General features: G+C 70.1%; 24 protein-coding genes and 2 pseudogenes. 14 read left to right on the forward strand and 12 right to left on the reverse strand.

Going from position 1 to position 24,156, the window contains the following annotated elements; translation table 11 throughout:
• Window positions 1-326 precede the first annotated feature (326 nt).
• The 3 genes and pseudogenes from ABZ725_RS37820 to ABZ725_RS37830 all read left to right on the forward strand — a co-directional run.
• On the forward strand, window positions 327-974 hold the full coding sequence (locus tag ABZ725_RS37820; protein WP_358806934.1) for a hypothetical protein: 648 nt from the start codon (window positions 327-329) through the stop codon (window positions 972-974).
• The gene (locus ABZ725_RS37825) at window positions 971-1,579 is read left to right on the forward strand and encodes a polysaccharide deacetylase family protein (protein ID WP_358806935.1); all 609 of its coding nucleotides are present in this window, start codon (window positions 971-973) and stop codon (window positions 1,577-1,579) included. Before ABZ725_RS37820 ends, ABZ725_RS37825 begins: the two co-directional genes overlap by 4 nt.
• 420 nt (window positions 1,580-1,999) lie before the next feature.
• Window positions 2,000-2,299: pseudogene (locus tag ABZ725_RS37830) on the forward strand (ISAzo13 family transposase); the annotation flags it as partial.
• A gap of 514 nt (window positions 2,300-2,813) precedes the next feature.
• Here ABZ725_RS37830 and ABZ725_RS37835 read toward each other — a convergent pair.
• Window positions 2,814-3,704, reverse strand: a complete 891-nt coding sequence (locus ABZ725_RS37835; protein ID WP_358807040.1) for a DUF5655 domain-containing protein — start codon at window positions 3,702-3,704, stop codon at window positions 2,814-2,816.
• 220 nt (window positions 3,705-3,924) lie between these two features.
• Between ABZ725_RS37835 and ABZ725_RS37840 the strand changes: the two genes are divergently transcribed.
• Window positions 3,925-4,059, forward strand: coding sequence for a hypothetical protein (locus ABZ725_RS37840; protein WP_358806936.1), 135 nt, complete (start codon window positions 3,925-3,927; stop codon window positions 4,057-4,059).
• Window positions 4,060-4,070: 11 nt separating this feature from the next.
• On the opposite strand, the gene ABZ725_RS37845 is transcribed toward ABZ725_RS37840, so the two are convergent.
• The 3 genes and pseudogenes from ABZ725_RS37845 to ABZ725_RS37855 form a co-directional block, all read right to left on the reverse strand.
• Window positions 4,071-4,235 carry a PaaX family transcriptional regulator C-terminal domain-containing protein gene (locus ABZ725_RS37845; RefSeq protein ID WP_358806937.1) on the reverse strand — a complete coding sequence of 55 codons (165 nt, stop codon included), beginning with the start codon at window positions 4,233-4,235 and terminating at the stop codon, window positions 4,071-4,073.
• Between the two features lie 118 nt (window positions 4,236-4,353).
• Complete coding sequence (locus tag ABZ725_RS37850) at window positions 4,354-4,521, reverse strand: hypothetical protein (RefSeq protein WP_358806938.1); 168 nt, start codon at window positions 4,519-4,521, stop codon at window positions 4,354-4,356.
• A gap of 34 nt (window positions 4,522-4,555) precedes the next feature.
• A pseudogene (locus tag ABZ725_RS37855) lies at window positions 4,556-4,825 on the reverse strand (hypothetical protein); the annotation flags it as partial.
• 178 nt (window positions 4,826-5,003) lie between these two features.
• Between ABZ725_RS37855 and ABZ725_RS37860 the strand changes: the two are divergent.
• Both ABZ725_RS37860 and ABZ725_RS37865 read left to right on the forward strand, forming a co-directional pair.
• Entirely contained in the window at window positions 5,004-6,317 is a 1,314-nt protein-coding gene (locus ABZ725_RS37860; RefSeq protein ID WP_358806939.1) for a DUF4365 domain-containing protein, read from the forward strand.
• Window positions 6,314-7,765, forward strand: coding sequence for a hypothetical protein (locus tag ABZ725_RS37865; RefSeq protein ID WP_358806940.1), 1,452 nt, complete (start codon window positions 6,314-6,316; stop codon window positions 7,763-7,765). Before ABZ725_RS37860 ends, ABZ725_RS37865 begins: the two co-directional genes overlap by 4 nt.
• A gap of 619 nt (window positions 7,766-8,384) precedes the next feature.
• Here ABZ725_RS37865 and ABZ725_RS37870 read toward each other — a convergent pair.
• Both ABZ725_RS37870 and ABZ725_RS37875 read right to left on the reverse strand, forming a co-directional pair.
• Complete coding sequence (locus tag ABZ725_RS37870) at window positions 8,385-8,588, reverse strand: hypothetical protein (RefSeq protein ID WP_358806941.1); 204 nt, start codon at window positions 8,586-8,588, stop codon at window positions 8,385-8,387.
• Window positions 8,589-9,190: 602 nt separating this feature from the next.
• Complete coding sequence (locus ABZ725_RS37875; RefSeq protein ID WP_358806942.1) at window positions 9,191-9,529, reverse strand: ABC transporter permease subunit; 339 nt, start codon at window positions 9,527-9,529, stop codon at window positions 9,191-9,193.
• 86 nt (window positions 9,530-9,615) lie between these two features.
• Between ABZ725_RS37875 and ABZ725_RS37880 the strand changes: the two genes are divergently transcribed.
• From ABZ725_RS37880 to ABZ725_RS37895, 4 genes are all read left to right on the forward strand, one after another.
• Window positions 9,616-9,837 (forward strand): hypothetical protein, encoded by a 222-nt coding sequence (locus ABZ725_RS37880; RefSeq protein ID WP_358806943.1) that lies wholly within the window; start codon window positions 9,616-9,618, stop codon window positions 9,835-9,837.
• Between the two features lie 1,067 nt (window positions 9,838-10,904).
• The gene (gene dhaK, locus ABZ725_RS37885; protein ID WP_358806944.1) at window positions 10,905-11,897 is read left to right on the forward strand and encodes a dihydroxyacetone kinase subunit DhaK; all 993 of its coding nucleotides are present in this window, start codon (window positions 10,905-10,907) and stop codon (window positions 11,895-11,897) included.
• A gap of 69 nt (window positions 11,898-11,966) precedes the next feature.
• On the forward strand, window positions 11,967-12,566 hold the full coding sequence (gene dhaL, locus ABZ725_RS37890; RefSeq protein ID WP_351915195.1) for a dihydroxyacetone kinase subunit DhaL: 600 nt from the start codon (window positions 11,967-11,969) through the stop codon (window positions 12,564-12,566).
• An 11-nt stretch (window positions 12,567-12,577) separates the two neighbouring features.
• Window positions 12,578-12,988 carry a PTS fructose transporter subunit IIA gene (locus ABZ725_RS37895; protein ID WP_351915197.1) on the forward strand — a complete coding sequence of 137 codons (411 nt, stop codon included), beginning with the start codon at window positions 12,578-12,580 and terminating at the stop codon, window positions 12,986-12,988.
• Between the two features lie 7 nt (window positions 12,989-12,995).
• Here the strand turns inward: ABZ725_RS37895 and ABZ725_RS37900 are convergent, their stop codons facing one another.
• Window positions 12,996-13,634, reverse strand: coding sequence for a TetR/AcrR family transcriptional regulator (locus ABZ725_RS37900; RefSeq protein ID WP_358806945.1), 639 nt, complete (start codon window positions 13,632-13,634; stop codon window positions 12,996-12,998).
• Between the two features lie 174 nt (window positions 13,635-13,808).
• Here ABZ725_RS37900 and ABZ725_RS37905 point away from each other — a divergent pair, with 174 nt between their 5' ends.
• Window positions 13,809-14,570: a glucose 1-dehydrogenase gene (locus ABZ725_RS37905; RefSeq protein WP_358806946.1), complete on the forward strand. Its 762-nt coding sequence runs from the start codon at window positions 13,809-13,811 to the stop codon at window positions 14,568-14,570.
• Between the two features lie 145 nt (window positions 14,571-14,715).
• Here ABZ725_RS37905 and ABZ725_RS37910 read toward each other — a convergent pair whose 3' ends face one another.
• Window positions 14,716-15,549, reverse strand: a complete 834-nt coding sequence (locus ABZ725_RS37910; RefSeq protein WP_358806947.1) for a glycoside hydrolase family 75 protein — start codon at window positions 15,547-15,549, stop codon at window positions 14,716-14,718.
• 436 nt (window positions 15,550-15,985) lie between these two features.
• On the opposite strand from ABZ725_RS37910, the gene ABZ725_RS37915 reads away from it, so the two are divergent.
• On the forward strand, window positions 15,986-16,930 hold the full coding sequence (locus ABZ725_RS37915; protein WP_358807041.1) for a fibronectin type III domain-containing protein: 945 nt from the start codon (window positions 15,986-15,988) through the stop codon (window positions 16,928-16,930).
• 167 nt (window positions 16,931-17,097) lie between these two features.
• Window positions 17,098-17,637: a hypothetical protein gene (locus ABZ725_RS37920; protein WP_358806948.1), complete on the forward strand. Its 540-nt coding sequence runs from the start codon at window positions 17,098-17,100 to the stop codon at window positions 17,635-17,637.
• Window positions 17,638-17,717: 80 nt separating this feature from the next.
• Here ABZ725_RS37920 and ABZ725_RS37925 read toward each other — a convergent pair whose 3' ends face one another.
• The 4 genes from ABZ725_RS37925 to ABZ725_RS37940 all read right to left on the reverse strand — a co-directional run bounded on the left by ABZ725_RS37925 (window position 17,718) and on the right by ABZ725_RS37940 (window position 21,812).
• Window positions 17,718-18,266, reverse strand: a complete 549-nt coding sequence (locus ABZ725_RS37925; protein ID WP_358806949.1) for a PadR family transcriptional regulator — start codon at window positions 18,264-18,266, stop codon at window positions 17,718-17,720.
• Between the two features lie 32 nt (window positions 18,267-18,298).
• Window positions 18,299-20,314: an NADPH-dependent 2,4-dienoyl-CoA reductase gene (locus tag ABZ725_RS37930; RefSeq protein WP_358806950.1), complete on the reverse strand. Its 2,016-nt coding sequence runs from the start codon at window positions 20,312-20,314 to the stop codon at window positions 18,299-18,301.
• 99 nt (window positions 20,315-20,413) lie between these two features.
• Window positions 20,414-20,782 (reverse strand): hypothetical protein, encoded by a 369-nt coding sequence (locus ABZ725_RS37935; protein ID WP_351912005.1) that lies wholly within the window; start codon window positions 20,780-20,782, stop codon window positions 20,414-20,416.
• Window positions 20,783-20,909: 127 nt separating this feature from the next.
• A complete protein-coding gene (locus ABZ725_RS37940) occupies window positions 20,910-21,812 on the reverse strand; it encodes a hypothetical protein (protein WP_358806951.1) in 903 nt (300 codons plus the stop codon).
• Window positions 21,813-22,056: 244 nt separating this feature from the next.
• On the opposite strand from ABZ725_RS37940, the gene ABZ725_RS37945 reads away from it, so the two are divergent.
• Entirely contained in the window at window positions 22,057-24,123 is a 2,067-nt protein-coding gene (locus tag ABZ725_RS37945; protein ID WP_358806952.1) for a SpoIIE family protein phosphatase, read from the forward strand.
• Window positions 24,124-24,156: the final 33 nt, after the last annotated feature.

Raw genomic sequence — 24,156 nt, forward strand, 5'->3', positions numbered from 1 at the left:
AGATTCTTTGCTCGTGGCCTGCCCACGGACGCCTCGGGGCAACAGCTCGGCACTCAAATCAATCAGACGAACCGGGACCCTCGCCAATCAAATCCGCGCGCGGAAATGATCGGCAACCGACCCGCGACGGCCTCTCCGTCGCCCGATCGCTCCATCCGAGAGGTCTGCTCGCATGCGCACATCCGTCCCTGCTCCCGTCCCTCCTCCTCGTCGGTTCGCTGTCCCTGACGACGGCCTGCTCCACGAGTACGTCCGGTGCGAGCGGCTCGGCCGACTCCACCACGGCCGCCGCTCAGGGCAGCGTGTCGGCGGCGGCACCTTCACCGGTGCCGACCGTCGACCCGAAGAAGATCAAGGGCCCGACGATCGTCGACAACAGCAGCAACGACCGCTCCTGCCCCTGGGCGACGAGCTACCCGGCCGTGCCCGGCGCGGAGGCGGCCACGGTCTCGATGAAGAAGGACGTCGAGGGCTACCTCGCGAGCTACCAGGACACGGGCGGCGAACAGACGGCCGGCTGCGGCGCGGAGGACGCCTCGGAGGTGCCCGAGCTGGACATCAGCTTCGCCTTCCTGGTCGCCTCCGGCGACGTCCTCGGCGTACGGCTCATGACCCAGGACCACACCGAAACCGGGGACGGCCTGTCGACGAAGACGTACTGGAACGACGGTGCCGCCCACACCGCTCCCTCCGCGGCCGGGCTCATCGCCGATGGCTCGCGCCCCGCCTTCCTGGCGGCCGTGCGCGAGCAGCTGAAGCAGCGCGAGGGCAGCGCCCCCTCCCGGCTCGCCCAGCTCAAGGACACCGACATCGACGACGTGTCCTTCGCCTCCGACGGCGCCCTGAAGGTGAGCTTCGGCCGCGGCACCGCGGGTGTCCCTGCGGCCGGGCGCATGACCGCGACATCCTCCCGAGGGCGACCGTCGCCCCGTGGCTGTCGGACTTCGGCAAACGGGTCCAGGACCAGACCATGAACCCCAGCACCACACTCGCCCTGGGCGCGGCCAGTACGCGTGCCCCGGCCGTCCCCACCGAGACCGCGTCGGGGGACGACACCACCGACTGCGCTCAGGTCAAGCGCATCGCGCTGACCTTCGACGACGGCCCGGCCGCGACGTACACCGCGGAACTGCTGAAGGACCTCGCCCCGTACAAGGCGCGGGTCACCTTCTTCACCGTGGGCCAGAACGTCGCCGCCCACCCCGAACTCGTACGCGCCGAGGCGAAGGCCGGTCACGAGGTCGGCAACCACTCCTGGAGCCACCCCGACCTCACCCGGCTGACTACCGCCCAGGTACAGCAGCAGCTGGAGCGCACCAGCGCCGCGATCAAGGCGGCCACCAGCAAGGCGCCCACCACGCTCTCGCCGGTGCTGTGGGACGTGGACACCGAGGACTGGAAGTACCGCGACGCCGCCAAGGTCGCCCGGACCGTCATCGACAAGGCCTCGCGCAACGACGTCGTCCTGATGCACGACATCCACGCCACCTCGGTGGCCGCCGTCCCCGAGATCCTGAAGACGCTGACCGCCCGTGGCTACCCCTTCGTGACGGTCAGCCACCTGCGGGCCACACTCTGACGTACGCGGAACTCCTCGCGACTGACCGGGTCGTCTGCCAACAGTCCGACGTGAGTCGTCGTCCTGCCCCGTGCCCCGGGGTAGGACGACGCAGTGTTGAGCAAGTCAGGGCCTGGGACCGAGAACCACCACCCACAGTCGATAGCGGTCGGAACTGTGCCAGAACAACTCCGACGGGGTTGCGGTCTTCCTGCAGTTCGAGCAACGCAGTTGATGTGACCGCCGGCATTGGCTTCCAGAGCCATTACGGGGCGGTGTTTCTGTCCATTGGCGAACTAGGCGATCTGGTCGTCGAAGGGATCCGCGCCGGGGTCGTCGAAGATCGTGCGTGCCAGTCCGGTCAGCTGGGCACGGTGACAGACCAAGGGCTCGCAGAGAATCAACGTGGCGCTTCGCGCGATCCGGCTCGTTTGGTCCGCTATGGGTATCTCCGATGAGGTTCGTGGTTCACTCACTGTGAAGTTCGGGGTGTCGTTCCAGCATCTGGACGAGCCACAGCGACGGCTGATCATGGGAGCCGAGGCCCGGATCCTGGGTCACGGTGGTATCCGGGCGGTCGCGCGGGCGGCCCAGGTCAGCGAGACGACGGTCCGCAAGGGCATGGACGCGTTGGAGGCCGGCGAGGAGCCTTAGGGGCGGGTACGAGGGACCGGTGGTGGTCGGAAGAAGGCCGTGGAACTTGATCCAGGTCTGCGGCCCGCGCTGCTGGCACTGGTGGAACGGCGAGCGGGCGGGCACGCCAACCGCCCGCGTCACGCTCCACGAACCTCCGGGAAGCCGTGAAGCGTCTCAAGGTCGTGGAAGTCGCCGGAATCCAGCTCCTCACCCAGATCACCGCTTCGTCCAGCAGATCGCAGACCACCTGTCGTCCGAGGGCTCAGGGCGGCCCCGCGAATCCGTGCGGAACACTTCATCTGATGTGCCACTCCGACGACGCAGGTGGTGATCGCGAAGGCATGCTCCAACTCTGCACACCACGCCTCCGACGCAAAGACGCCTTCGCACGCGGTGGGCGGATCGCCGTGCTCCGCGACAGGCCAGCAGATTGGGTACAGGAGGTGGGTGGGTAAGCCGTCTGCCGCTGTCAGCGGCCAGCGGCCAGCGACAGACTCCCTTTGAAATCCACCGCCAGCCCTGAACGCCGCGTCGAAGAGACAGCGCTACGAGCCCTGACCGGCGAACTGCACACCCCGCACCACCACGCCGACCCAGCCCGCACACCAGGATGCGCCGTCTATGCCGCGGCGTAGCTGAGGCGGAGCAGGTCCTTGGCACGCTCCAGGTCCCGCTCCGTACGCAGCTGCAGCTCCAAGTCACCCGTGCCATGGTGGCCAAGCCCCGTGACATCCCGGGTGAACCCGGGAACGAGGCTGACCTGTTTCGGATCGGCCTTGAGGTAGACAAGCAGCTTGGTCTGCTGCGGCGGGCAGACACAGGCGAAGTTCCGCAGCCGCTGATAGGCCCAGTACTGCTTGCGCTGCACCCTGGTGATTCCGTCCCCGAGGCCGAGCAGGACCTCGTCGACGGCCGCAGCCAGCTCGGCCATCGCCCCGTCCGCCTTTGGCACCCGCGCCCCCTCGGACGTGCGGCGGCGGGCTGTCCCGGACACTGCTGCCAGGCCGGTGACCGAAGCCACCGTCTCAAGACCGAGGTGCTCGGTGCCGTAGTAGCGGTAGCGGACCAGGTCGATGCTGCGCCGGTGCTCCCGTACGGCGTGCACGTCGTAGCGGGTGAAGTCGCCGGCCACGCAGATCAGTCGGGGCGCGCTCCACAGCACCTGGTCTGCGGCCGTCGCCCCGAGCCGGTCGCGGACGAGGTGGCCGAACTCGGCGCGGTGATCCATCAGCCAGGACAGATAGAACAGTCCCTGGTTGATGACGCCCGCGTCGGTGCCGCGCTTGTACTCGACGATCACAGGGGCACCGTTCTCGTCGAGGCCGAGCGAGTCGATCCGGCCCCCGTACACGGGGCCGGTGCTGTACTCGCTCGCCAGGAACCGCACCCCCAGCATCGTATCCATGTGCGCCTCGATAAGGGCCTGCACATCCGCCTCGGCCTCAGCAAGACGCGACGCGACCTCCGTCGCGCCGCCATTCGTCGTGTGGAACAGCTTCAGGCCCGACACCTTCCCCTCCTCAGCTCGAAGATCGAGAACACCGGGGAGGGGTGCGATTGTTTCCGCGATCACCTTCGAGCGCGTGAAGATGGTGTGAGAGGCCACGTCCAAGCCACTGGTGCGGGGTGAAGAGCGGTCGCTGATATCCCTCATTCCGTTTCGGCCAGTTCGACCCGTGATCCCGTAGCCGCCGTTGACGACCGGCCTCCAGCACAAAATCGAACTCGTCGTGGCCATCAGCACCGAGGCTCACGGAGTGGCCGTGGACGACGCCCGCTCCGTGATCTGGAGTTACGGCGCCAGCATCAACCTGATACGGCTCGACCTGCAACTGCGGGAGCAGGGGCGCCCGTCGACCTGGTGAAGGCGTTCAGGTCAACCCCTGAGCCGTCGAATGTCCACCAGGTTCGCCGCCTTCAACGCGAACCCGGTCGCCGGGGCCTCCCAGCTCCGACAGAGTGTCCGGAACACACGCTGGGCGCCGCCAGCCGGCCAGTCCGAGGGCAGGTGCTCGGCGGGAAGGTGGGGATCGGCCTGCACGAGTTGCTGCTACTCACTGCCCAGCACGAGGAACCCGCAGAGCCGGTCCGGACAGCCGTCCTCCGGCTCTCTGCTCCAGCGCGGCGAGGGAACCGTACGTAGCGGTCGGCGATCTCCGTCACGTCGCGTCGTACGCCTCGTCGATGAGTGCCGGGGTATCGACCACCGACACCGGCGTACCCACGAAGACGTGCGTACTCTTCTCCACCGCCAGCCCTTCCAGAACGTCCTTGACGTTGATGAGCCCCGGCGCGATCCAGGTGTCTGCGGAGCATGCCGAAGGCACTCCTGGCCAGTCGCGAGCGCAGCTGAAGCCGCGTGGCCCGCTGCCCGTCAGGAATGGAATAGGTGACCAGCGTCCAGGTGCCGTCCCAGCGCGCTTCTGCCGACTGCCAGGCACGGGCATTGTTCTTGTGCAGATACCTGGAGCCGTGAGGGTCAGCGTGTAGTACGTCGGCCGCGTACATCGAGGAAAGTCGCCGTGGACACCCCGATCGGCTTCTCATGGTAAGCAGACTCAAGGGCGTCAAGGCCAGGGACTTGGGCCGTCGCGCTCCCGGCACGACTACTGTCAGTCCCCCATCGGACATGCCTTGCCCGTACTCGGTCGGCGTTGTCAGTGGGCCCTCCTATCCTGGGGCGCATCGGATCGCGGACCGACAGCAAAGGATCGACAGATGCCGGGGGATAGCGGAAGCCCATGTCGAATGGGCCGGCTCGACCAGGCGGTGGCGTTCGTGCCTGAGCCGTCCTCGGAGCAGTGACCGCATGCCAAAGCGCAGTAACCAGCAGCGGGCTGGATACCGGGGCGAGGCATTTGTTGAGAAGGCCGTCTCCGACGCCGGCCATGTGTGGAACGACACCAAGCGCGACTTCGCGGTCGACGGCCAGATCGAGTTCGTGGACACGGACCGGGAAGTCACCGGAGTCGCCGTCGTAGCCCAGGTGAAAGCCACGGAAGTCGGGTTTCAGGGCGAGACCGTGACCGGGTTCAGATTCACCTGCAAACCTGACCACGTCGCTTACTGGCTCCGGCTGGGCCGGCCGGTCGTGCTCATCTGCGTAAACCTGCGTCTCCAGCAGGCATGGTGGAAACGGGTCGACACCTGGTTTACCGACCCCGAACGCAAGGCCCGGGGCGTCGTCGAATTCAACAAGACCGCCGACCGCTTCGATCCCGATGCCTTCGGTCGGCTGTCGACCCTCGGCGTGCCGGTCGGGGAACCACTGCCGCGGCTCGAAGCAAGCGAACAGCTGGTTTCGAATCTCCTCGTCGTCGAGGACTTCGCTCCTCTCCTCTACGAAGCGTCAACGCCGTGCCGTGATCGCGGCGACGCCTGGGAGCGGATGCGCTCGAACGACAGCAAGTTCGAGAGCGGCTTCCTCCTGGCAACCGGGCGGATCTTTTCCATGAGCCCACTGGACGAGGGCCCACTTGCCGTCCTCTGCAACGGTCCGGTGACCTCCTTCCCGACCGATACCTGGTCGACCACCGGGGATCCCGATCTCCAACGACGTTTTGTGTCCTTGTTGAACTTCACTCTGCGGGCGGCACACCATCGCGACTTGGTCTGGCATGCCAAGAAGAAGGTCGTGTATATGCAGGCCCCGCCGGACCGCTCCCGCCGGAGAATCAAGGGCCGCTATCGGGGCAGCCGCGGACGTACCTTCTTCACTCCGTACTTCGGCAAGGACGACGCCACCAAGATCACTTTCTGTCGTCACTATGCCGCCAGCCTCTACTTTCGCCGCTGGGCGGACCAGTGGTTCCTGGAGATCAACCCGACGTACCACTTCACCATCGACGGCCAACGCGACTCGCTGTACGACGCCGAGTACGTCAAGAAGATCAAGCGCATCGAGCGCAACAACGCCGTCTATCAGCTCGTGCGTGCCTGGGCCGACTTTCTCCGAGGTGAGGACACCCTGTTCAGCAGCCGGGACGATCGCATCCGGTTCGGCCAGCTCCTGGAGCTCGACTGCGATGCCGCGATCGACGAGACCGTCTGGATTCCGCAGGAACCCGCCCCGAAGCCGGGCGTGAACGGGCTGGCCGAAGGACTGTGGGAGCTGCCGCGATGAAAGCACACGTGCTGCACGAGCCGGAGTTGGAGTTCCGCGCCGGCAACCGGCATGTCGACCCTCGGTACGGCATCGGGGTGTTCGGGCCGGCCGACGCCGACTCCCCGACCGCACCGCACCGAATCCCCGTCGCCCTGGTAGGCCCGGCCCAGGCAGCCGATGGCATCCGATCCTGGCTGCAGCGCTGCCAGGATCGGATCGAGGCCAAGGACACGAAAGCCGGGCAGGAGAACCTGCACCAACCTTTCCCCGGTTTCAGCGCCGGCTCCCCTTTCGGTAGCGAACTCGTCTTCGACGACGCCCTTGTCCGAGAGATTCCCGAACGCCAGCTGCGTCGCCTGGCGCGTGCCAACACCGCCTCCGCCACGAACGAGGCCGTCGAAATCTACTCCGAAGCCGCCCGATCGCTGGCCGAGACCGGGCGCTGCCGAGTCGTGATCTGCGCCCGCCCCGACGAGTTGAACGACCGTGAAGGCCACACGCCGTCGGCGGAGAGTTCGGCCGAACACGAGGAGGAGCAGGATGAGCGCAAGGGTGGAGGCGACTTCCACAACCTGCTCAAGGCATCTGCACTCACGCTGTCGACTCCCCTGCAGTTGATGCGCAAGGAGACTTGGACCGGAGTCCCTGCCAAGACCGGGACTCAGACGGCCCGGCCCCTGCAGGACGAGGCCACCAGGGCCTGGAACCTGCACACCGCCCTGTACTACAAGGCCGGCGGGACCCCCTGGCGCATGCCGCGCCACAGCTCCGACCTGGCCACCTGTTACGTCGGCGTCAGCTTCTACCGCACCGCCGACGGGGAGGAACTGCACACCGCCGTCGCCCAGATCTTCAACGAGCGCGGTGACGGCGTCGTCGTACGCGGCGGTACCGCGCAGATCTCCAAGACCGACCGCCAACCGCACCTGACACTTTCCGATGCCAGGCAACTGCTGCTGGACGCGCTGGCCGCGTACCGCACCACCCACGGCCACCCACCCGCGCGCATCGTCGTGCACAAGTCCTCGAACTTCACCACAGGTGAGAGCGACGGCTTCCACGAGGCCGCTGATGCACGTGACATCGACCATGTCGAGATGTTGTGGATCCAGCGACGCGGAGCCCCTCACCTGTACCGCACCGGGCAACTCCCCCCGCTGCGCGGAACCACCGTCCGGCTCGATCCCCACTCGCTGTTGCTCTACACCCGCGGCTCCGTACCGTACTTCCGCACCTACCCCGGGATGTACATTCCCCAGCCGCTCCTGATCCGGCCCGCAACCCGCAGTACCGATCTGTTGACCGCCGGCACCGACATCCTGGCCCTGTCCAAGATGAACTGGAACAACGCCCAGCTGGATGAACGCGACCCACTCACCCTTCGGACCGCCTACCGAGTCGGTTCCATCCTCAAACACGTGCCGACCGCGTCCCGAATCGCCACCCGCTACGCCTACTACATGTAGATCCGCAGGGCAGCAACACCCTCGGCCGCATCAACCGTCTGACGCTTCGGCAACGCTTTCCACCACACCCACGCGTCCGTGAACAAACCCGCGTCACCGGCCTTGGCACCAAGCAGCTTGACCTGGTTGAGACAGACCTGGTGCTACTGACCACTCGAACGTGACTTCCAAGGCGGTCAGCGGTCTCCCGCTGCAGTGCCAATGACCAACTCCGACGGACGTCCGTCACCCGTACGCTACCGAGGCTCTTCCGAGTCTTGGCAGCGCGGGAGTTGGCAGCGCGGGAAGTCGGTAGCCCTGGCGGTATCGGTCACCGCGCGCCAATCCCGATATTACGTCGAAGCCCCCAACCGTGAACGCGTCGTCCAGGAACGCCGGCGGTGATCGACGCGCTGCGCGACGGTGCTCGTCGAGAAGGCTGTATGGCCACTCGACCAGCACCGTGCGCACACGGTCTCCACGCTTCGATACGTCCTGGGCTCCGCCGACGAACGGAATGACTGAGCCTGCACAGATCGGGGGAAAACGGCCCGGCAGATCCCGCGTGGCAACCGGGTTCAGTCACCGAGAAAAGGCCACCTGAACAGGGTGGATACCTGTCAGACGCCCTCCTCTCAGCTCAGGCGGTCACGAGGCTGTTCTCCGAGGGCAGCACGACCGCGTTGACAAAGCCGCCCGGTCGCGACCCGACCAGTTCGAAGGCTTCGTTGACCTCGGACAGGGCGAAGGCGAAACGGCGGCGCTCCAGAAACGACAGGTCGATCACGCCAGCGCCGATCATGGCGATGATTTCCAGGACTTCGCAGCCACCGTCGAGCGCCAAGGGCTCGCCCCACAACCGCGCGTACGGTTCGTGACCAGACGGAGCTCCGCGAAGCGTGTGTGGCTACCGGCGCCCTCGGGGCGCTGCGGGGCAGCAGCAGGTCGCAGCTGCGCGGCGCACGCCAGCACCCGCGTGAGCCCAACTCGACGACGGTCTTGCGCGCCAACTACTCACGTCCCGCAACTGCCGGGCTGGTTCGTACGCAGCGTGCGCGCCCCCTGACCGACGATCCGGATCGTCCTCGCCCCCTGACAGAGGGTTTGCCTCCCCTATACGCAAGCACCGAGCACATCCCCTCGCCCAACAGTTACAGAGGGCTTCCCATCGGCAGCGCCAGTATCAACACCGGCTCGTCGCGACAATGCACGGCAGCTCGCGACCTGCGTTGCCGACCGCTGCGGAGCTGACCTCAGACCAAGATCCGGACCATACGCGGGCCAGAACCCGAGTACTTCCCTTCCGATCCAACGTTTACGCAGGTCACAGTCCCGCCTGTGCTGTACCACCAGCAGACGAAGAATCTGTTGGTGACCTGCTCACCGAAGAAGCTTGGCTTCTTCTAGAGGCCTGGTCCACCTCAACTCCATGCCGGCCATCGCCCTTCACGCCCAGCGCCGCATACACACCAGATCGAAGACCCGGCACAGGCGCACCCTGCCCCGCACACAAGCGGGTGCTTGACTCCATCGGCGACCATCAGCCGGACAAGGCCGAAGCCCGGCGCCGTCCATCTTCGCCGCTTCGTCGAGGTCGCGCGGCACCGTGTCGAAGTATCCGACCAGCATCCACACCGCGAACGGCAGGGAGAAGGTCAAGTACGTGACGATGAGCCCGGTGCGGGTGCCCACGAGGTCGGTGCCGAGGTTCTGGTCGGCGTAGACGAACAGCAGGTACAGCGGCAGCAGGAAGAGGATGCCGGGAAACATCTGGGTGGCGAGCACCGCCGACTTGAAAACTTCCGCTACCGGGGAACTTCCAGCGGCTCAACACGTACGAGGCGAAGATCGCCACCAGCACCGACAGCACCGTGGCGGACACGGCCGCGACCAGTGAGTTGACGAAGTACTGGGCCAGCGGCACGGTGTGCCAGATGTCGATGAAGGACTGGATCGTCGGCAACAACGGGATCCAGGTGAACTCGCCCTGCACGTCGGGGAGCGTCCTCAGCGACGAGGCCAGCATGACGCACAGCGGGGCGAGGACGAACACCGACAGCAGCGTCAGCGTGACGTACCGGAAGATCCGGTAGCTCAGCCCTTCGCCGCTAACCGCTTGGCGCAGAAATCAGCAGTATTGTCCAGCACCCGGCCATCGAGCTCTTCGCGCCAGCCCCAGGGGCGAAGCAGCACCGTCACGTCCGCCCCAGGCCGAGGAGGTCACCGGTCACCACTTCAGATCCTCTCGAAGGCCGAGGCGGTGCAGCCGGGGCACAGTAGTTCTTCGGAGTCGGTCGGCAAGGGCCGCGCGCAGCGGCCACCGCGCAGGGTGAAGGCTGGGTCGGTGAAGTCGGTTGCGCAGGGGAAACACAGGATGCCTGGGTGTCCGGAGCAGCTGCGGTCACGGCGGTGATCAGTGCCTCGGCTTCGCAGTCAGGGCAGATCAGGCCATCGCTGTCGCCATGGCCCAGCAGGTGAAGGTGATCCCTATAGCAGGCACATCGGAGCTCAGAAGCGCGAACCCCGACCCTCGATCGCCCTCAAACCCGGGTTCCGCCCAGCATGCCCATCCACTCATCGCAGGCCCACATGCCACCTCATGACTTCCCTGACACCACTTCGCCACGCGGCAATCCATCCTCTGGACGTTCCCTGACTTGGCGGCAGCTGCCCAACGGGCCGACTCTCCGCGCCCACATCTGGTGGCCGGCCAGGATTTCGGGGATGCTCTGTCCAGCGGGCCGCAACAGGAGCCTCCACTCCCGAACCCGCATGCAAGCGAACCGTGCCCGAGCCTGGGATTGAGACGCGAAGTGTTTACGACGGTCACCATGAACGCCTCCACGCTTCCGGTGAACCGTCCCACAGGCAGCGTCTCCACGCTCGCCCCTCCGGCAGGACCACCACTGGCGTCACCGTTCGCATTCGCGCAGATGATCATTGCATCCCCGACCCGGACGCGGGAGCCGAAGGCCGATCCATGCCCGCGCCACACCCACCTGACGCTCCGTCACAAAAGTCAGCATCTGGTCAGCATCAGTACCGGCAGAACCCGCTTCCTGCCGCCATGAACCGCCAAGATCGTTAACTGGCTCTACCCAGCCTGACCTGCAAAAATAGAGGTCAGGGGCCCATATGTTAGCCTCACAGGAGGTATCCGATGAGGATGTTGATCAACGTTCCGGAGACCGTCGTCGCCGACGCGCTGCGTGGCATGGCGGCCGCGCATCCCGAGCTGATCGTGGACGTCGAGAACCGGGTGATCGTGCGGCGGGACGCTCCGGTGGCCGGGAAGGTGGCGCTGGTGTCGGGCGGCGGGTCCGGGCACGAGCCGTTGCACGGGGGGTTCGTCGGGCCCGGGATGCTCTCCGCGGCCTGTCCCGGTGAGGTGTTCACCTCGCCCGTGCCCGACCAGATGCTGCGTGCCGCGGCGGCCGTGGACAGCGGGGCCGGTGTGCTGTTCGTCGTGAAGAACTACACGGGCGACGTGCTCAACTTCGACATGGCGGCCGAGCTGGCCGAGGACGAGGGCATCCAGATCGCGAAGGTCCTGGTCGACGACGACGTCGCCGTCACCGACAGCCTCTACACGGCCGGACGGCGCGGTACGGGCGGCACGCTGTTCGTGGAGAAGATCGCGGGGGCCGCGGCCGAGGAGGGGCAGCCGCTGGAGCGGGTCGAGGCGCTCGCCCGGCAGGTCAACGAGAGCTCCCGCAGCTTCGGCGTGGCGCTCAGCGCCTGTACGACGCCGGCCAAGGGCAGCCCGACCTTCGACCTGCCGCCCGGGGAGCTGGAGCTGGGCGTCGGCATCCACGGGGAGCCGGGGCGGGAGCGGCGGGCGATGATGACGTCCGGGGAGATCGCCGACTTCGCGGTCCAGGCGATCCTGGACGACCTCACGCCTCGCAACCCCGTCCTCCTGCTGGTCAACGGCATGGGCGCGACACCGCTGCTGGAGCTGTACGGCTTCAACGCCGAGGTGCAGCGGGTGCTGACGCAGCGCGGGGTGACCGTCGCCCGTACGCTCGTCGGCAACTACGTGACGTCCCTCGACATGGCCGGCGCCTCGGTGACCCTGTGCCAGATCGACGAGGAGCTGCTGCGGCTGTGGGACGCGCCGGTGAAGACCGCCGGGCTCCGCTGGGGCGTGTGAGGCAGGAGGCAGGGCAGGCGCAGGGACAGGCGCTCGGACGGACCCGACCAGGCAAGGCAAGGAGATCCAGTGCTCGACGCCGACTTCTTCCGCCGTTGGATGACGGCGACCGCAGCATCCGTCGACCGTGAGGCGGACCGGCTCACCGCCCTCGACTCGCCCATCGGGGACGCCGACCACGGCAGCAACCTCCGGCGTGGCTTCGTCGCCGTGTCGGCGGCGCTGGAGAAGGAGGCGCCCGGGACGCCGGGCGCCGTTCTGGTGCTCACGGGCCGCACGCTGATCTCGACGGTCGGCGGGGCCTCGGGACCGCTGTACGGCACGCTGCTGCGCCGCACGGGGAAGGCTCTCGGGGACGCCGACGCGGTGGACGAGGCGCAGTTCGCCGAGGCGCTGCGCACGGGCGTGGACGCGGTGATGCAGCTCGGCGGCGCCGCGCCGGGCGACAAGACCATGATCGATGCGCTGGTGCCGGCCGTCGACGCCCTCGCCGACGGCTTCGACGCCGCCCGGGTCGCCGCCGAGCAGGGCGCCGAGGCGACGACGCCACTGCAGGCCCGCAAGGGCCGGGCCAGCTATCTCGGCGAGCGCAGCATCGGTCACCAGGACCCGGGCGCGACCTCGGCGGCGCTGCTGATCGCCGCGCTCGGCGAAGCCGACGGGAAGTGAGTCAGGTGCCGGTGAGCGACGAGAAGCTGGTCGGGATCGTGCTGGTCTCGCACAGTGCGGCGGTGGCCACGGCCGTCGCCGAGCTGGCGCGGGGACTGACGGGCGGCGGCCCGGCCGTGCCGGTCGCCGCGGCGGGCGGTACGGAGGGCGGCGGGCTGGGCACCAGCGCCGAGCTGATCTGCGCCGCGGCCGCCTCGGTGGACCGGGGCGCCGGGGTCGCGGTGCTCGCGGATCTGGGCAGCGCCGTCCTGACGGTCAAGGCGCTGCTCGCGGAGGGCGACGAACTGCCCGACACCGCCCGCCTGGTGGACGCCCCGTTCGTCGAGGGCGCGGTGGCCGCGGTCGTCACGGCGGCGACGGGCGCCGACCTCGACACGGTCGAGGCGGCGGCCGCGGAGGCGTACGCCTACCGCAAGGTGTGACGCGGGCTCAGCTCACTCCCTCCGACGCCACCACGAGGGCCGCGCGGATGGCCTCCGCCAGTTCGGCCCGTACCGTCGCCGGGTCCGCCGCGGTGTCGGCGGCGCGCCACGCGTGGTGCTCCACGGCGGCGCGCAGGGCCGCGTTGAACATCGCCGCCTGGATGGCGGGCCGGAAGTCCCCGGCCGGCACTCCGGCGCGGTCGGCGAGGGCGCGGGCGAAGGCCGGCTCGGCCTCGTCGTAGGTCTGGAGCCAGACCGCGCGCAGGGCCGGTTCGGTGCGGGCCAGCCGTACCAGGGCCCCGACGGTGGCCGGGTCGGGGCCGCCGACGAGACGCTGGTCGCTCTCGAGCCGCCGGGCGAAGGCCTCTCCCAGGGGGCGGCCCGGCTCCCACTCGCGCAGGCAGGCGGCGATCGCGTCGATGCCGGCCGTGAGGAGCGGGCCCACACAGCTCTCCTTGCTCGGGAAGTACCGCCAGACCGTCCGTGCGGAGACCCCGACCGCCTGGCCGATCTGCTCGCCGGTGGTGGCCGCGACGCCCTGGTCGACGAACAGGTCCACCGCGGCGCGGGCGATCTCCAGCCGGATCTCCGCCTTGCGCTCCTCCGTCAGGGGCGGTCGGCCCGTGCGTCCGCGGGATGCGGTCATCCAGTCCTCCGGTCTCGGTCACCTTTCACGAACTTCGTGCGCCGAACTCCGTGCGCCTCGAATTCTTCACCACGACTTTATGTCACTCGCAGACATTAAGTCGTAGGGTTACCCGACAAGCACTCCCCGGGGACGCCCCCCACCCCGCACATCGCAGCAAGCTAGGAGCACCTCATGGCCACTGGACTGGAAGGCCGCAGCGTCGTCGTCACCGGAGCGGGTTCGGGCATCGGGCGCGCCACGGCCCTGGCCTTCGCCGCGGAGGGGGCGCGGGTCCTGGTGGCCGACCTCAACGCCGAGGGCGCGCAGGCCGTCGTCAAGGAGATCGAGGAGGCGGGCGGCACCGCCGTCGCCGTCACCGGCGACCTCAGCGAGCAGAGCGTCGTGGACGAGGTGGCCGCCACCGCGGTGGAGCGGTTCGGCGGGGTGGACGTGCTGGTGAACAACGCCGGGATCATGGACCGTATGTCGGCACTGGCCGACGTGAGCGACGCGGAGTGGGAGCGGGTCATCCGGGTCAACCTCACCGCCCCGTTCCTGCTCACCCGGGCGGTGCTGCCGCACATGCTGGCGGCCGGCAAGGGCGCGATCGTCAACACCGCCTCCGAGGCCGGTCTGCGGGGCAGCGCGGCCGGCGCGGCGTACACCGCGTCGAAGCACGGCGTGGTGGGACTGACCAAGTCCCTCGCGGTGATGTACCGGGGCAAGGGCATCCGCGCGAACGCGATCGCGCCGGGCGGCACGAAGACCTCGATCGTGGTGGAGGCCGAGCAGGGCGCCCACGGTCCGACGGCGCTCGGCCCGCACTTCGTCAACGTCGGCCGGCTGGCCGAGGCGGAGGAGCAGGCCGCCGCGATCGTCTTCCTCGCCTCGGACGCGGCGAGCAACGTCAACGGCGTGATCCTGCCGGTCGACGACGGCTGGTCGGCGGTCTGACGACCCGCGGGTCGTCGGACACCCCCTACGTCGGACGGCAGCTCGGCCACCCACCTCGGCCGTCCGACCGACGGTGGCCGCCGGATCCCGGGCACCACGCCCCGATCACGGCGGCCACCGCACGAACGCCTGCCGGCGCGCTCGCCTAGTCCCCCTCGCCCCCTTCGCCGATCTCGGCGTCCAGGACCTCCTGGGCGTCCGGGACTTCGGCGGCCGTCCCGGTGTCGTCCCCGGCCTCAGGCGGCGCCGACGGCTGGGCCGGCGCCCCGCTCGCTCCCGCGCGCTGGACGAACAGCCGGGCCAATCGATCGCCCACCTCCACCGCGGACGCATGGCTCTCGATCGGGGTCGCGCGGGAGTCCTTGAAGACGATGTACGTGACGCCGGAAGGCGTGCCGCCGCCGCGTGGGTCGGGGCGGATGCCGAGCGCCTCGGCGGTGGCGTACGACGCCTCGCCGATGATCCCGGTGGGTCCGGTGTCGCCGACGACCGCGTACTGCACCCGGTCCTGGTAGACGACGGCCGCGACCGCTCCCCCGCGCACCCCGTGCGCCCGGTGGTCCCAGATGCCGCTCACCCCCGGCACCACGATGTAGGGCAGGGTCGCGGCGTTCAGATAGCGGCCGTCGGACTGTGTGTACGCCGTGGCGTCGGAGAACAGCGGGTCGGTGCTGCTGTTGCACTGCGGGCTCGGGCGGCCGTCGCAGTCGATGTCCATGTCGGCCGTCCAGAACACCGCCTCGTCGGTGCCGCAGACCGGGATCGTGGCCGGTGCGCCCGCGTCGGTGCGGTAGCGGCCGTTGGAGACGGGGGTGCAGTCCCGGACCCGGGACAGCAGGTCGGCGGCGAGGACCGAGCCCTCCTGCCGGAGCGCCGGCGACCCGGGGGCGCCCAGGGACGGACGAGCGGCGGCGGACGGGGCGGTCGAGGCCAGCAGGGCAAGGCCGGCCGCAGCCAGTGTCAGCGACTTGGCGCGCACGATACGGACCCTCTCGTGGGGACATTGACGGACACCCGGAACAATCTGGTGTCACTGCCTCCACGCGGCCACTCCGAGGGGGCCGTACGGTGCACGAGGCCCGGCTACGCGCGAGGCGAGCGGGCGGACAGGGGGCCGGGGCCCGGCGCCGTCTCGGCCTCCGGACCCCGGGCCACTCCGCCGGCGCGGGAACAGCGACGACAGCGGCCCGCGCCACCGGCATGAACTCATGAGCACGCAGGTTGAGTTCAGCCGCGAGGACCTTCAGCATACGTAACTTCCGGGAGTGGTCTTGGACGGCAGCCCCCGGAGCCGCTCGCCCTCTTGATGTGCTCGCGCCACCACGTCATATTGGTCCGGACCATTGCCGCTGTGCCGGGCCGGGAGGCGAGGCGAAGCCGTGCGACGCGTTGCGCTGTGGGTTGTGGTGTGGGGGCTGGTGACGGCCCTGTCGTGCGGGTGCGCCGCCGGCGCCGACGACCACGCAGGTGCGCCCGGCGCTCCGACGGGGGTCACCGCGGAGGCCGGCAGCGCGACGAGCGTGCACGTGATGTGGAACGCGGTCACCGCGAACCCGCCCGTCGACGCGTACGAGGTGTACCGCGGCCGCACCAAGGTCGGGGACGTGCCGGGCTCCGCGCACATGCTGGACGTCGTCCGCCTCTCGCCCGCCACGAGTTACGTCTTCACCGTGCGGGCCCGAGACGCCGAGGGGCGGCTCGGGCCGCGCAGCCGGGAGGTGCGGGCCACGACGCCGGCGGCCGGGGCGGCGGACCGCTCGGCCCCGACCGCACCGGGCGGGGTGACCGGCCGGGCCGCCGGGAGCCGGGCCGTCCAGCTGTCCTGGTCGGCGTCGACGGACGACCGGAAGGTCGTGTCGTACGACGTCCAGCAGGGCGGTGTGAAGATCCACAGCGTCGGCGGGGGCCAGACGGCGACCGTCGTCACGGGGCTGCGACCGGGCACCCGCTACTCGTTCACCGTCCTGGCCCGGGACGCGGCCGACAATGTCTCGCCCGCCGGCCCACCCGTGCGCGTCACCACCGAGCCGGGCGCCGACGAGGGGGCGGACACCGCGCCGTCCGACTTCCGGGCCGGTGCCCACCTCGCCGACGGCGCCTACTACATCGACCTGTCCTGGGTGCCGCCCCGGGTGGACGGCGTGGTCGCCGAGTACCAGATCCAGCTCGACGGACAGCCGGCCACCTCGCTGGTGTGGGGCGGGAACCCGCCCGAGGGAAGGGCGAACTACAGCTTCTACGCGGGGCGGGAGGACGAGGAAGAGACCCGGCATCGCGTGCGGCTGCGGGCCCGGCTGCCGGACGGGACGTGGGGCGCCTTCTCGGCGGAGCGGACGGTGACCACCGGCGCCGGCCGGTGACGGCGCCGCATGGGCCGTCCGATGGAATCCGTCACCTGCCCGGTCGCGGTCCGCATGCGGACCGGGGCCGGGGCACGTTGGCTGCCACTGAGGCAGCACGGGCGTACCCGACCCCTCGGCGGCGCAAGGGATGTACCGCTGACCGTGCCGCCGCCGGAGGACGTCAGATGCGCATTCCTCGTTTTCTCGTCCGCTCAGGACTGACCGTGGCAGCCGCCGCCGCGCTGCCCCTCGCGCTGGCCCCCGGGCCTGCCGCCGCCCGGGTCTCGGGCATCTCGGTGAGCACGACCGGCTCCACGGTGTCGGTGGTGACCAGCGCCTGCACGCTGATCAACGGCAGCTGGGGCACGGCGGCGCTGTTGGGCAGCGGCCAGGGCAGCTTCTCCCAGGGGCGTCAGGTGGCCCTGTCCGGGACGACCGCCGGCCAGTCCGCGGCCTGGTCGGGCGTCTCCCCGGGCACGTACACCGTCGTCGTCATGTGCTCCAACGGCAGCACCGCGGGCACCCAGTCCGTGATCGTCTCGACCCCGTCCACACCGACGATCTCGGCGACGGCCTCGCCCTCACGCGGGGTCATGGGCGGTCTCGGCGGCGCGGCCCGTGACGTCGGCCCCATCACCATGGGGGTGGGCGGGGCGCTGGTGGGGGCGGGCGTCATCGCGGCGGCCTGGTTCCTGCGCCGCCGCTCGAAGCCGTACCGGCTCTAGGGCCTGTCCGGCCGATCATGCCCCAGACGCGGGGTCCAAGGCCCCGCCGGATTCCTGTGACTTGATCGGCCGGAAAGGCCCTAGTCCCCCGCGTCCGCCACCGCGGGCAGGCCGGCCAGGGCCTCGGTGAGCCACTGGGTCCAGAAGGTCTCCAGCTCGATGCCCGCGCGCAGGACCAGGTGTTGCAGTCTGGCCTGCGCGCTCTCCTCGCCCGGCGGGAAGTCGCGCTTCTCGATCTCCTCGTACTCGGTCAACTGCCGTCGGTGCAGCTCGAGATGGCGGCGCAGGTCGGCCTCCAGGCCCGCGGTGCCGACGACGGCCGCGGCGCGCAGCCGCAGCAGCATGGCGTCGCGGTGCGGCTTCGGGTCCTGGGCGGCCGCCGTCCAGCGGGCGAGTTCGGCGCGGCCCGCGGGCAGCACCTCGTAGGCCTTCTTCTGCCCGCGGGCCGGCGCCTGCGTCGGCAGGGCCCGGATCTGGCCCTCGGCCTCCAGTTTTCCCAGCTCGCGATAGATCTGCTGGTGCGTCGCCGACCAGAAGTAGCCGATCGACCTGTCGAACCGGCGGGTCAGATCCAGCCCCGACGAGGGCCTCTCGAGCAGGGCGGTGAGGATCGCGTGCGGGAGTGACATGCCAGCCATCCTAGGGACGCCCCCGGACGGCCCTACAGCGCCGCCGCCAGCTCCGTGCCCTGCTGGATGGCGCGCTTGGCGTCCAGTTCGGCCGCGATGTCGGCGCCGCCGATGAGGTGCACGTTGCCGCCCGCGGCGACCAGCGCGTCGTACAGGTCCCGGCGCGGGTCCTGGCCGGTGCACAGCACGACCGTGTCGACCTCCAGGACGGTGCTCTGCCCGCCGACGGTGACATGCAGTCCGGCGTCGTCGATCCGGTCGTAGCGCACACCCGGGACCATGGTGACGCCGCGGTGCTTGAGCTCGGCGCGGTGGATCCAGCCGGTGGTCTTGCCGAGGCCCGAACCGACCTTGGTGGTCTTGCGCTGCAGGAGGTGGACCGTGCGCGGCGGGGCGGGGCGCTCGGGGGCCGCGAGACCGCCCGGGGCCTGGTAGTCCAGGTCGACGCCCCACTGGCGGAAGTAGGTCGCCGGGTCCTCGTGCGCCTTGTCGCCGCCGTCGGTGAGGAACTCGGCGACGTCGAAGCCGATGCCGCCCGCGCCGAGGATCGCGACCCGGTCGCCGACGGGGACCTTGTCGCGCAGGACGTCGAGGTAGCCGACGACGCTCGGGTGGTCGACGCCGGGGATGTCGGGGGTGCGCGGGACGACGCCGGTGGCGACCACGACCTCGTCGTAGTCGACCAGGTCGCCTGCCGCCACGGGCGTGTCGAGGCGGACGTCCACGCCGTGGGCGTCGAGCTGGTGGCGGAAGTAGCGCAGGGTCTCGTCGAACTCCTGCTTGCCGGGGACCTGGCGGGCGACGTTGAGCTGGCCGCCGACCTCGCTCGCCGCGTCGTACAGCGTCACCTCGTGGCCGCGCTCGGCCGCCGACACCGCGCAGGCGAGTCCGGCCGGTCCCGCGCCCACCACCGCGACGCGTTTGCGCAGCCGGGTCGGGGCGAGGACCAGCTCGGTCTCGTGGCAGGCGCGCGGGTTGACCAGGCAGGAGGTGATCTTCCCGCTGAAGGTGTGGTCGAGGCAGGCCTGGTTGCAGCCGATGCAGGTGTTGATGGCCTCGGGCCGGCCCGCCGCGGCCTTGGCCACGAACTCGGGGTCGGCGAGCATCGGGCGGGCCATCGACACCATGTCCGCGCAGCCCTCGGCGAGCAACTGCTCGGCGAGTTCGGGGGTGTTGATGCGGTTGGTGGTGACCAGCGGCACGGAGACCGCGCCCATGAGCTTCTTCGTCACCCAGGTGTAGGCGCCGCGCGGCACCGAGGTGGCGATGGTGGGGATGCGGGCCTCGTGCCAGCCGATGCCGGTGTTGATGAGGGTCGCGCCGGCCGCTTCGACGGCCTTGGCGAGGGTGACGACCTCGTCGAGCGTGGAGCCGCCGGGCACGAGGTCCAGCATGGACAGCCGGTAGACGACGATGAAGTCCGCGCCGACCGCCTCGCGCACCCGCCGGACGATCTCGACCGGGAAGCGCATCCGGTTCTCGTAGGAGCCGCCCCAGCGGTCGGTGCGGTGGTTGGTCTGCCGGGCGATGAACTCGTTGATGAGGTAGCCCTCGGAGCCCATGATCTCGACGCCGTCGTAGCCGGCCTGCCGCGCCAGGCGGGCGGTCCGGGCGTAGTCGTCGATGGTGCGCTCGACGTCGGCGGCGGTCAGCTCGCGGGGCGGGAAGGGGCTGATGGGGGCCTGGAGGGGGCTGGGGGCGACCAGGTCCGCGTGGTAGGCGTAGCGGCCGAAGTGCAGGATCTGCATCGCGATCCGGCCGCCCTCGCGGTGCACCGCGTCGGTGATCGTCCGGTGCTGCTCGGCCTCCGCGTCGGTGGTGAGCTTGGCGCCGCCCTCGTACGGCCGGCCCTCGTCGTTGGGGGCGATGCCGCCGGTGACGATGAGTCCCACTCCGCCGCGGGCCCGGGCGGCGTAGAACGCGGCCATGCGCTCGAAGCCGCGCTCGGCCTCCTCCAGGCCGACGTGCATCGAGCCCATCAGGACGCGGTTGGGCAGCGTGGTGAAGCCCAGGTCGAGCGGGCTCAGCAGGTGTGGGTAACGGCTCATGACAGGCCTCCGTGCGCGGCGGTAGTCCCTCCAGTTCTAGAGGACCGCGCACGGGTTATGCAACTAGTTGCACAATCAGATCCCGGACTGTGCCGCAGGTCACCGGCTTTCGAGCAGAACGTGCAGCTCGCGCTCCTGGTCCCCGGAGGCGGAGGCGAGGTCGCGCACCGCGAACAGGGAGTCCAGCGTGGAGCGCAGCCGCTCGATCGCCCAGTAACCGCCCTGCGCGTCGGCCTCCACGGAGGACGAGAGCCGGGCGGGCGGCGGGCACGCACGGGCGTCGGTGACCTCGAAGGTGCCGAGCCACACCATCGGCCGGGTCTCATGGAGCTGCTGCGGCGCCTCGTCGGGGCCCCGGTCGGACTCGAAGCACGTGTTCAGCACATCGAACACGATCCGGGCGTCCTCCTTGCTGCATCCACTGATCTCGAGGGAGACGGGCTCCTCGTGCAGACGCTCACGATCCATCGTGATCGCTCCTCTCGTGGCGGTGGCGCGGCTGCGCGCACGCAGCGGAGCCGCACGGTGATACGGCCCCGCGAACCGCGCCACAACCCAAGAAAAGCACTACTGGCCGCAGGGGACCAGCGAGGGATCAGCTCTTGGTGAACCGGTACGTCTTGCTGTCCGTCAGCACACAGAAGCCGGGCGAGACGACGATCACCCGCAGGGTGCCGGTGCGGCGGTCGTAGTCGATGCCCTCGGTCTCGAACGTGCCCGAGCAGGAGCTGCGCAGCGGCAGCTGGCGCAGGGCCGTGACATGACCGGTGACGTCGGAGGTGCCGTTCGGGGCGGCGGACAGATCGATCTGCAGGAGCGGCTTGGTGATGCCGAAGAGGGTGCCCGCCGGGTCGTCGGAGGAGCACAACAGGGTGGTCGGACCGGTGAAGTCGCAGCCCTGGACGTCCCGTACGGCGTGGTCGAGGCGGACGGTCGACACCTGGGGCAGGTTCGCCGAGGGCGAGGTGCTCGGGTTGGCGCCGGGGGTCGGGAAGACGAGGAAGCGGGTCATGGTGCCCCACTCGCCCGACAGCATCCACTTGCTGTCCGGGGTGATCGCCGACCAGGAGTTGTTGAGGGCCTCGCCCGAGCCGAGCGCGTGGACGTACTCCGACCAGGCCCCGCCGGGCGCCTGTACTCGGTACATCTTCGAGGTGCCCGAGTCGCTCTGGTAGGGCTCCACGTAGTAGCCGTCGTAGGAGGCGTCCGGGTCGCCGACGTGGTTCCACCCCCGGCTGGACACGGAGATCGGGATGGTGCCGATGCCGGTGTAGCGGTTGGCGCTGTTCGCCGGGACCTCGACCGACGTCAGCCCCTGGCTCTCGGTCAGCGGGTCGGCGCGGTCGGAGCCGACCTCGGTCCAGGTGTCGGCGGCCGCGGCGGGCGGTGCCGCCGAGAGCGCGGTGACCGTGGCGACGGCCAGCGCGAGGAAGGCGGCACGGACGGTACGGGCGGTGGGGGCCACGGGGCGACGGCTGCGGGCAGGGCGCAGGGGCATGGGACTCCTCGTCGAGGGGGGTGGGGGCGCGCTCGGCGGACAGTCTGACGCTCCGTGATAGTCATGTACAGACCAATTCGGATCAACAGATGTGGACCCTGAGGGGAACGGCGTGCGACTCCGTACCGGAGGAGCGTGAAGAAGGACGCCCAAGGCGTGGGAGAAAAGGGTTGAGCACGGTAGAACAGGGGGAGTCGGCACGGGGGACGGCGTGCCGCATCGACATGCGGAGGCGGTGCGTGGCATGAGTGCAGCCGGATCGTCCGCGGCCGAGGGCGGTGGCCCCACAGGGCCGAGCTGGCTGCTGGACGTACTGAACGTGGCCTCGGTGGTGCTCGACACCGACGGCCATATCGTGCTGTGGAGCCCCCAGGCCGAGGAGTTGTTCGGCTACTCGGCGCAGGAGGCGCTGGGGCGGTACGCGGCCCGGGTGATGGTCCACGAGCGGCACGTCGACCTCGTCGTGAAGCTCTTCGCGGACGTCATGGCCACCGGCCAGAGCTGGGCCGGGGCGTTCCCCGTCCGGCGCAAGGACGGCACCACCCGGCTGGTGGAGTTCCGCAACATGCGGCTCCTGGACGACCAGGGCGGGATCTACGCCCTCGGTCTCGCCGCCGACCAGACGACGGTGCACCGGCTGGAGCGGGACGTCGCCCTGTCCACGCGGATGGTCGAGCAGTCCCCCATCGGTCTCGCCGTGCTGGACACCGAGCTGCGGTTCGTCTCGGTCAACCCCGCGCTGGCCCGGATCAACGGACTGCCGGCCGAGGAGCACCTCGGCCGGCGGGTCCGCGAGCTGCTGCCGCAACTGGACACCGAGACCTTGGACGCGGCAGCCCTGGAAGTACTGCGGACCGGGGTGCCGCTCGTCGCCTGGCACACGGTCGGACGCACCGCCGCGTCCCCGGACGACGACCACGCCTGGTCGGTGTCCATGTACCGCCTGGAGGACGGCCGGGGCACGGTCCTGGGCGTGGCCGCGTCGGTCGCGGACATCACCGACCAGCACCGGGCGGCCGTCGAGGCGGAGGCGGCGCGCCGCCGGCTGACGCTGATCGCCGACGCCTCGGCCCGCATCGGCACCACCCTGGACCTGGAACGCACGGCCTGCGAACTGGCCGACGTGGCGGTGCCGGAGCTGGCCGACGTGGCCGCGGTGGATCTGCTCGACGCGGTGGTGGCGGGCCGGCGGACGAGCCTCGGGCCCGCCGAATCGGCCGTGATCCGCGCCCTGGCGGTGCGGGCCGACGACGAGCCGGACGCGCTGGCGGCGGCCGACCAGCCCGGGCAGGTGGCCCGCTACGCACCCGACCGGCTCGTCACCGAGTGCGTGCGCTCGGGCCGGCCGGTCATGGTGGCGCAGGTCAAGGACGAGGACCTCGGACACATCGCCCACTCCCCGGAGGCGGCCCGCCTGCTGGCCCGGGCCGGTGTGCACTCCTATCTGGCCGTGCCGCTCATCGCGCGTGGCGAGGTGCTGGGCGCCCTCGACCTCAAACGGACCCGCAACCCCCTGCCGTTCGACCGCGACGACCTGCTGCTCGCCCGCGAGCTGGCGGCCCGCGCGGCCGTCCAGATCGACAACGCGCGCTGGTACCAGAACGCCCGCACCACCGCGCTCACCCTCCAGCGCAGCCTGCTGCCGAGCCATCCGCCCGTCACCGGCGGGCTCGAGGTCGCCTCCCGCTACCAGCCCGCGGGCGCCACCACCGAGGTCGGCGGCGACTGGTTCGACGTCATCCCGCTCGAGGACGGCAAGACCGCGCTCGTCGTCGGCGATGTGATGGGCAGCGGCATCGACGCCGCCGCCACGATGGGCCGGCTGCGCACCGCGACGACCACGCTGGCCTCCCTCGGCCTGGACCCGGCGGTCCTGCTGGAGCATCTCGACCGGATCACCCAGGGCCTCGACCACTCCATCGCCACCTGCGTGTACGCCGTGCACGACCCACGGCTGGGGAGCTGCCGGATCGCCAACGCCGGGCATCTGCCGCCCGCCCGGGTGCGCCCGGGCCGTCCGCCGGAGCTGCTCGACCTGCCCACCGGCGCGCCGCTGGGCGTGGGCGGGGTGGCGTTCGCCACGACCGAGGTGGACTTCGCCCCCGGCGACCAGCTCCTGCTGTACACGGACGGGCTCGTCGAGACCCGCACGGACTCCCTCGACGACCGCCTGGACGCGCTGCTGGCGCTGCTGGACGATCCGGCGCGGCCGCTGGAGGAGCTGTGCGACCTGCTGCTGGAGGCGTTGCACCACCCCGCCAACCACGACGACGTGGCCCTGCTGGTGGCACGGGCGCTGACCCGGGAGTGAGCCGGGCGCGCCCCCCGCGCCCCGATTCACAGG

The sequence above is a fragment of the Streptomyces sp. NPDC006872 genome (genome assembly GCF_040635845.1).
Taxonomy (GTDB): Bacteria; Actinomycetota; Actinomycetes; order Streptomycetales; family Streptomycetaceae; genus Streptomyces.

Bases quoted from the DNA above. Each gene is read 5' to 3' on its own strand.
- ABZ725_RS37945 (WP_358806952.1), top strand. From the start codon at position 22,057: ATGAGTGCAGCCGGATCGTCCGCGGCCGAGGGCGGTGGCCCCACAGGG.
- ABZ725_RS37940 (WP_358806951.1), bottom strand. From the start codon at position 21,812: ATGCCCCTGCGCCCTGCCCGCAGCCGTCGCCCCGTGGCCCCCACCGCC.
- ABZ725_RS37825 (WP_358806935.1), top strand. From the start codon at position 971: ATGAACCCCAGCACCACACTCGCCCTGGGCGCGGCCAGTACGCGTGCC.
- ABZ725_RS37860 (WP_358806939.1), top strand. From the start codon at position 5,004: ATGCCAAAGCGCAGTAACCAGCAGCGGGCTGGATACCGGGGCGAGGCA.
- ABZ725_RS37905 (WP_358806946.1), top strand. From the start codon at position 13,809: ATGGCCACTGGACTGGAAGGCCGCAGCGTCGTCGTCACCGGAGCGGGT.
- ABZ725_RS37930 (WP_358806950.1), bottom strand. From the start codon at position 20,314: ATGAGCCGTTACCCACACCTGCTGAGCCCGCTCGACCTGGGCTTCACC.
- ABZ725_RS37865 (WP_358806940.1), top strand. From the start codon at position 6,314: ATGAAAGCACACGTGCTGCACGAGCCGGAGTTGGAGTTCCGCGCCGGC.
- ABZ725_RS37920 (WP_358806948.1), top strand. From the start codon at position 17,098: ATGCGCATTCCTCGTTTTCTCGTCCGCTCAGGACTGACCGTGGCAGCC.
- ABZ725_RS37925 (WP_358806949.1), bottom strand. From the start codon at position 18,266: ATGTCACTCCCGCACGCGATCCTCACCGCCCTGCTCGAGAGGCCCTCG.
- dhaK (WP_358806944.1), top strand. From the start codon at position 10,905: ATGAGGATGTTGATCAACGTTCCGGAGACCGTCGTCGCCGACGCGCTG.
- ABZ725_RS37900 (WP_358806945.1), bottom strand. From the start codon at position 13,634: ATGACCGCATCCCGCGGACGCACGGGCCGACCGCCCCTGACGGAGGAG.
- ABZ725_RS37935 (WP_351912005.1), bottom strand. From the start codon at position 20,782: ATGGATCGTGAGCGTCTGCACGAGGAGCCCGTCTCCCTCGAGATCAGT.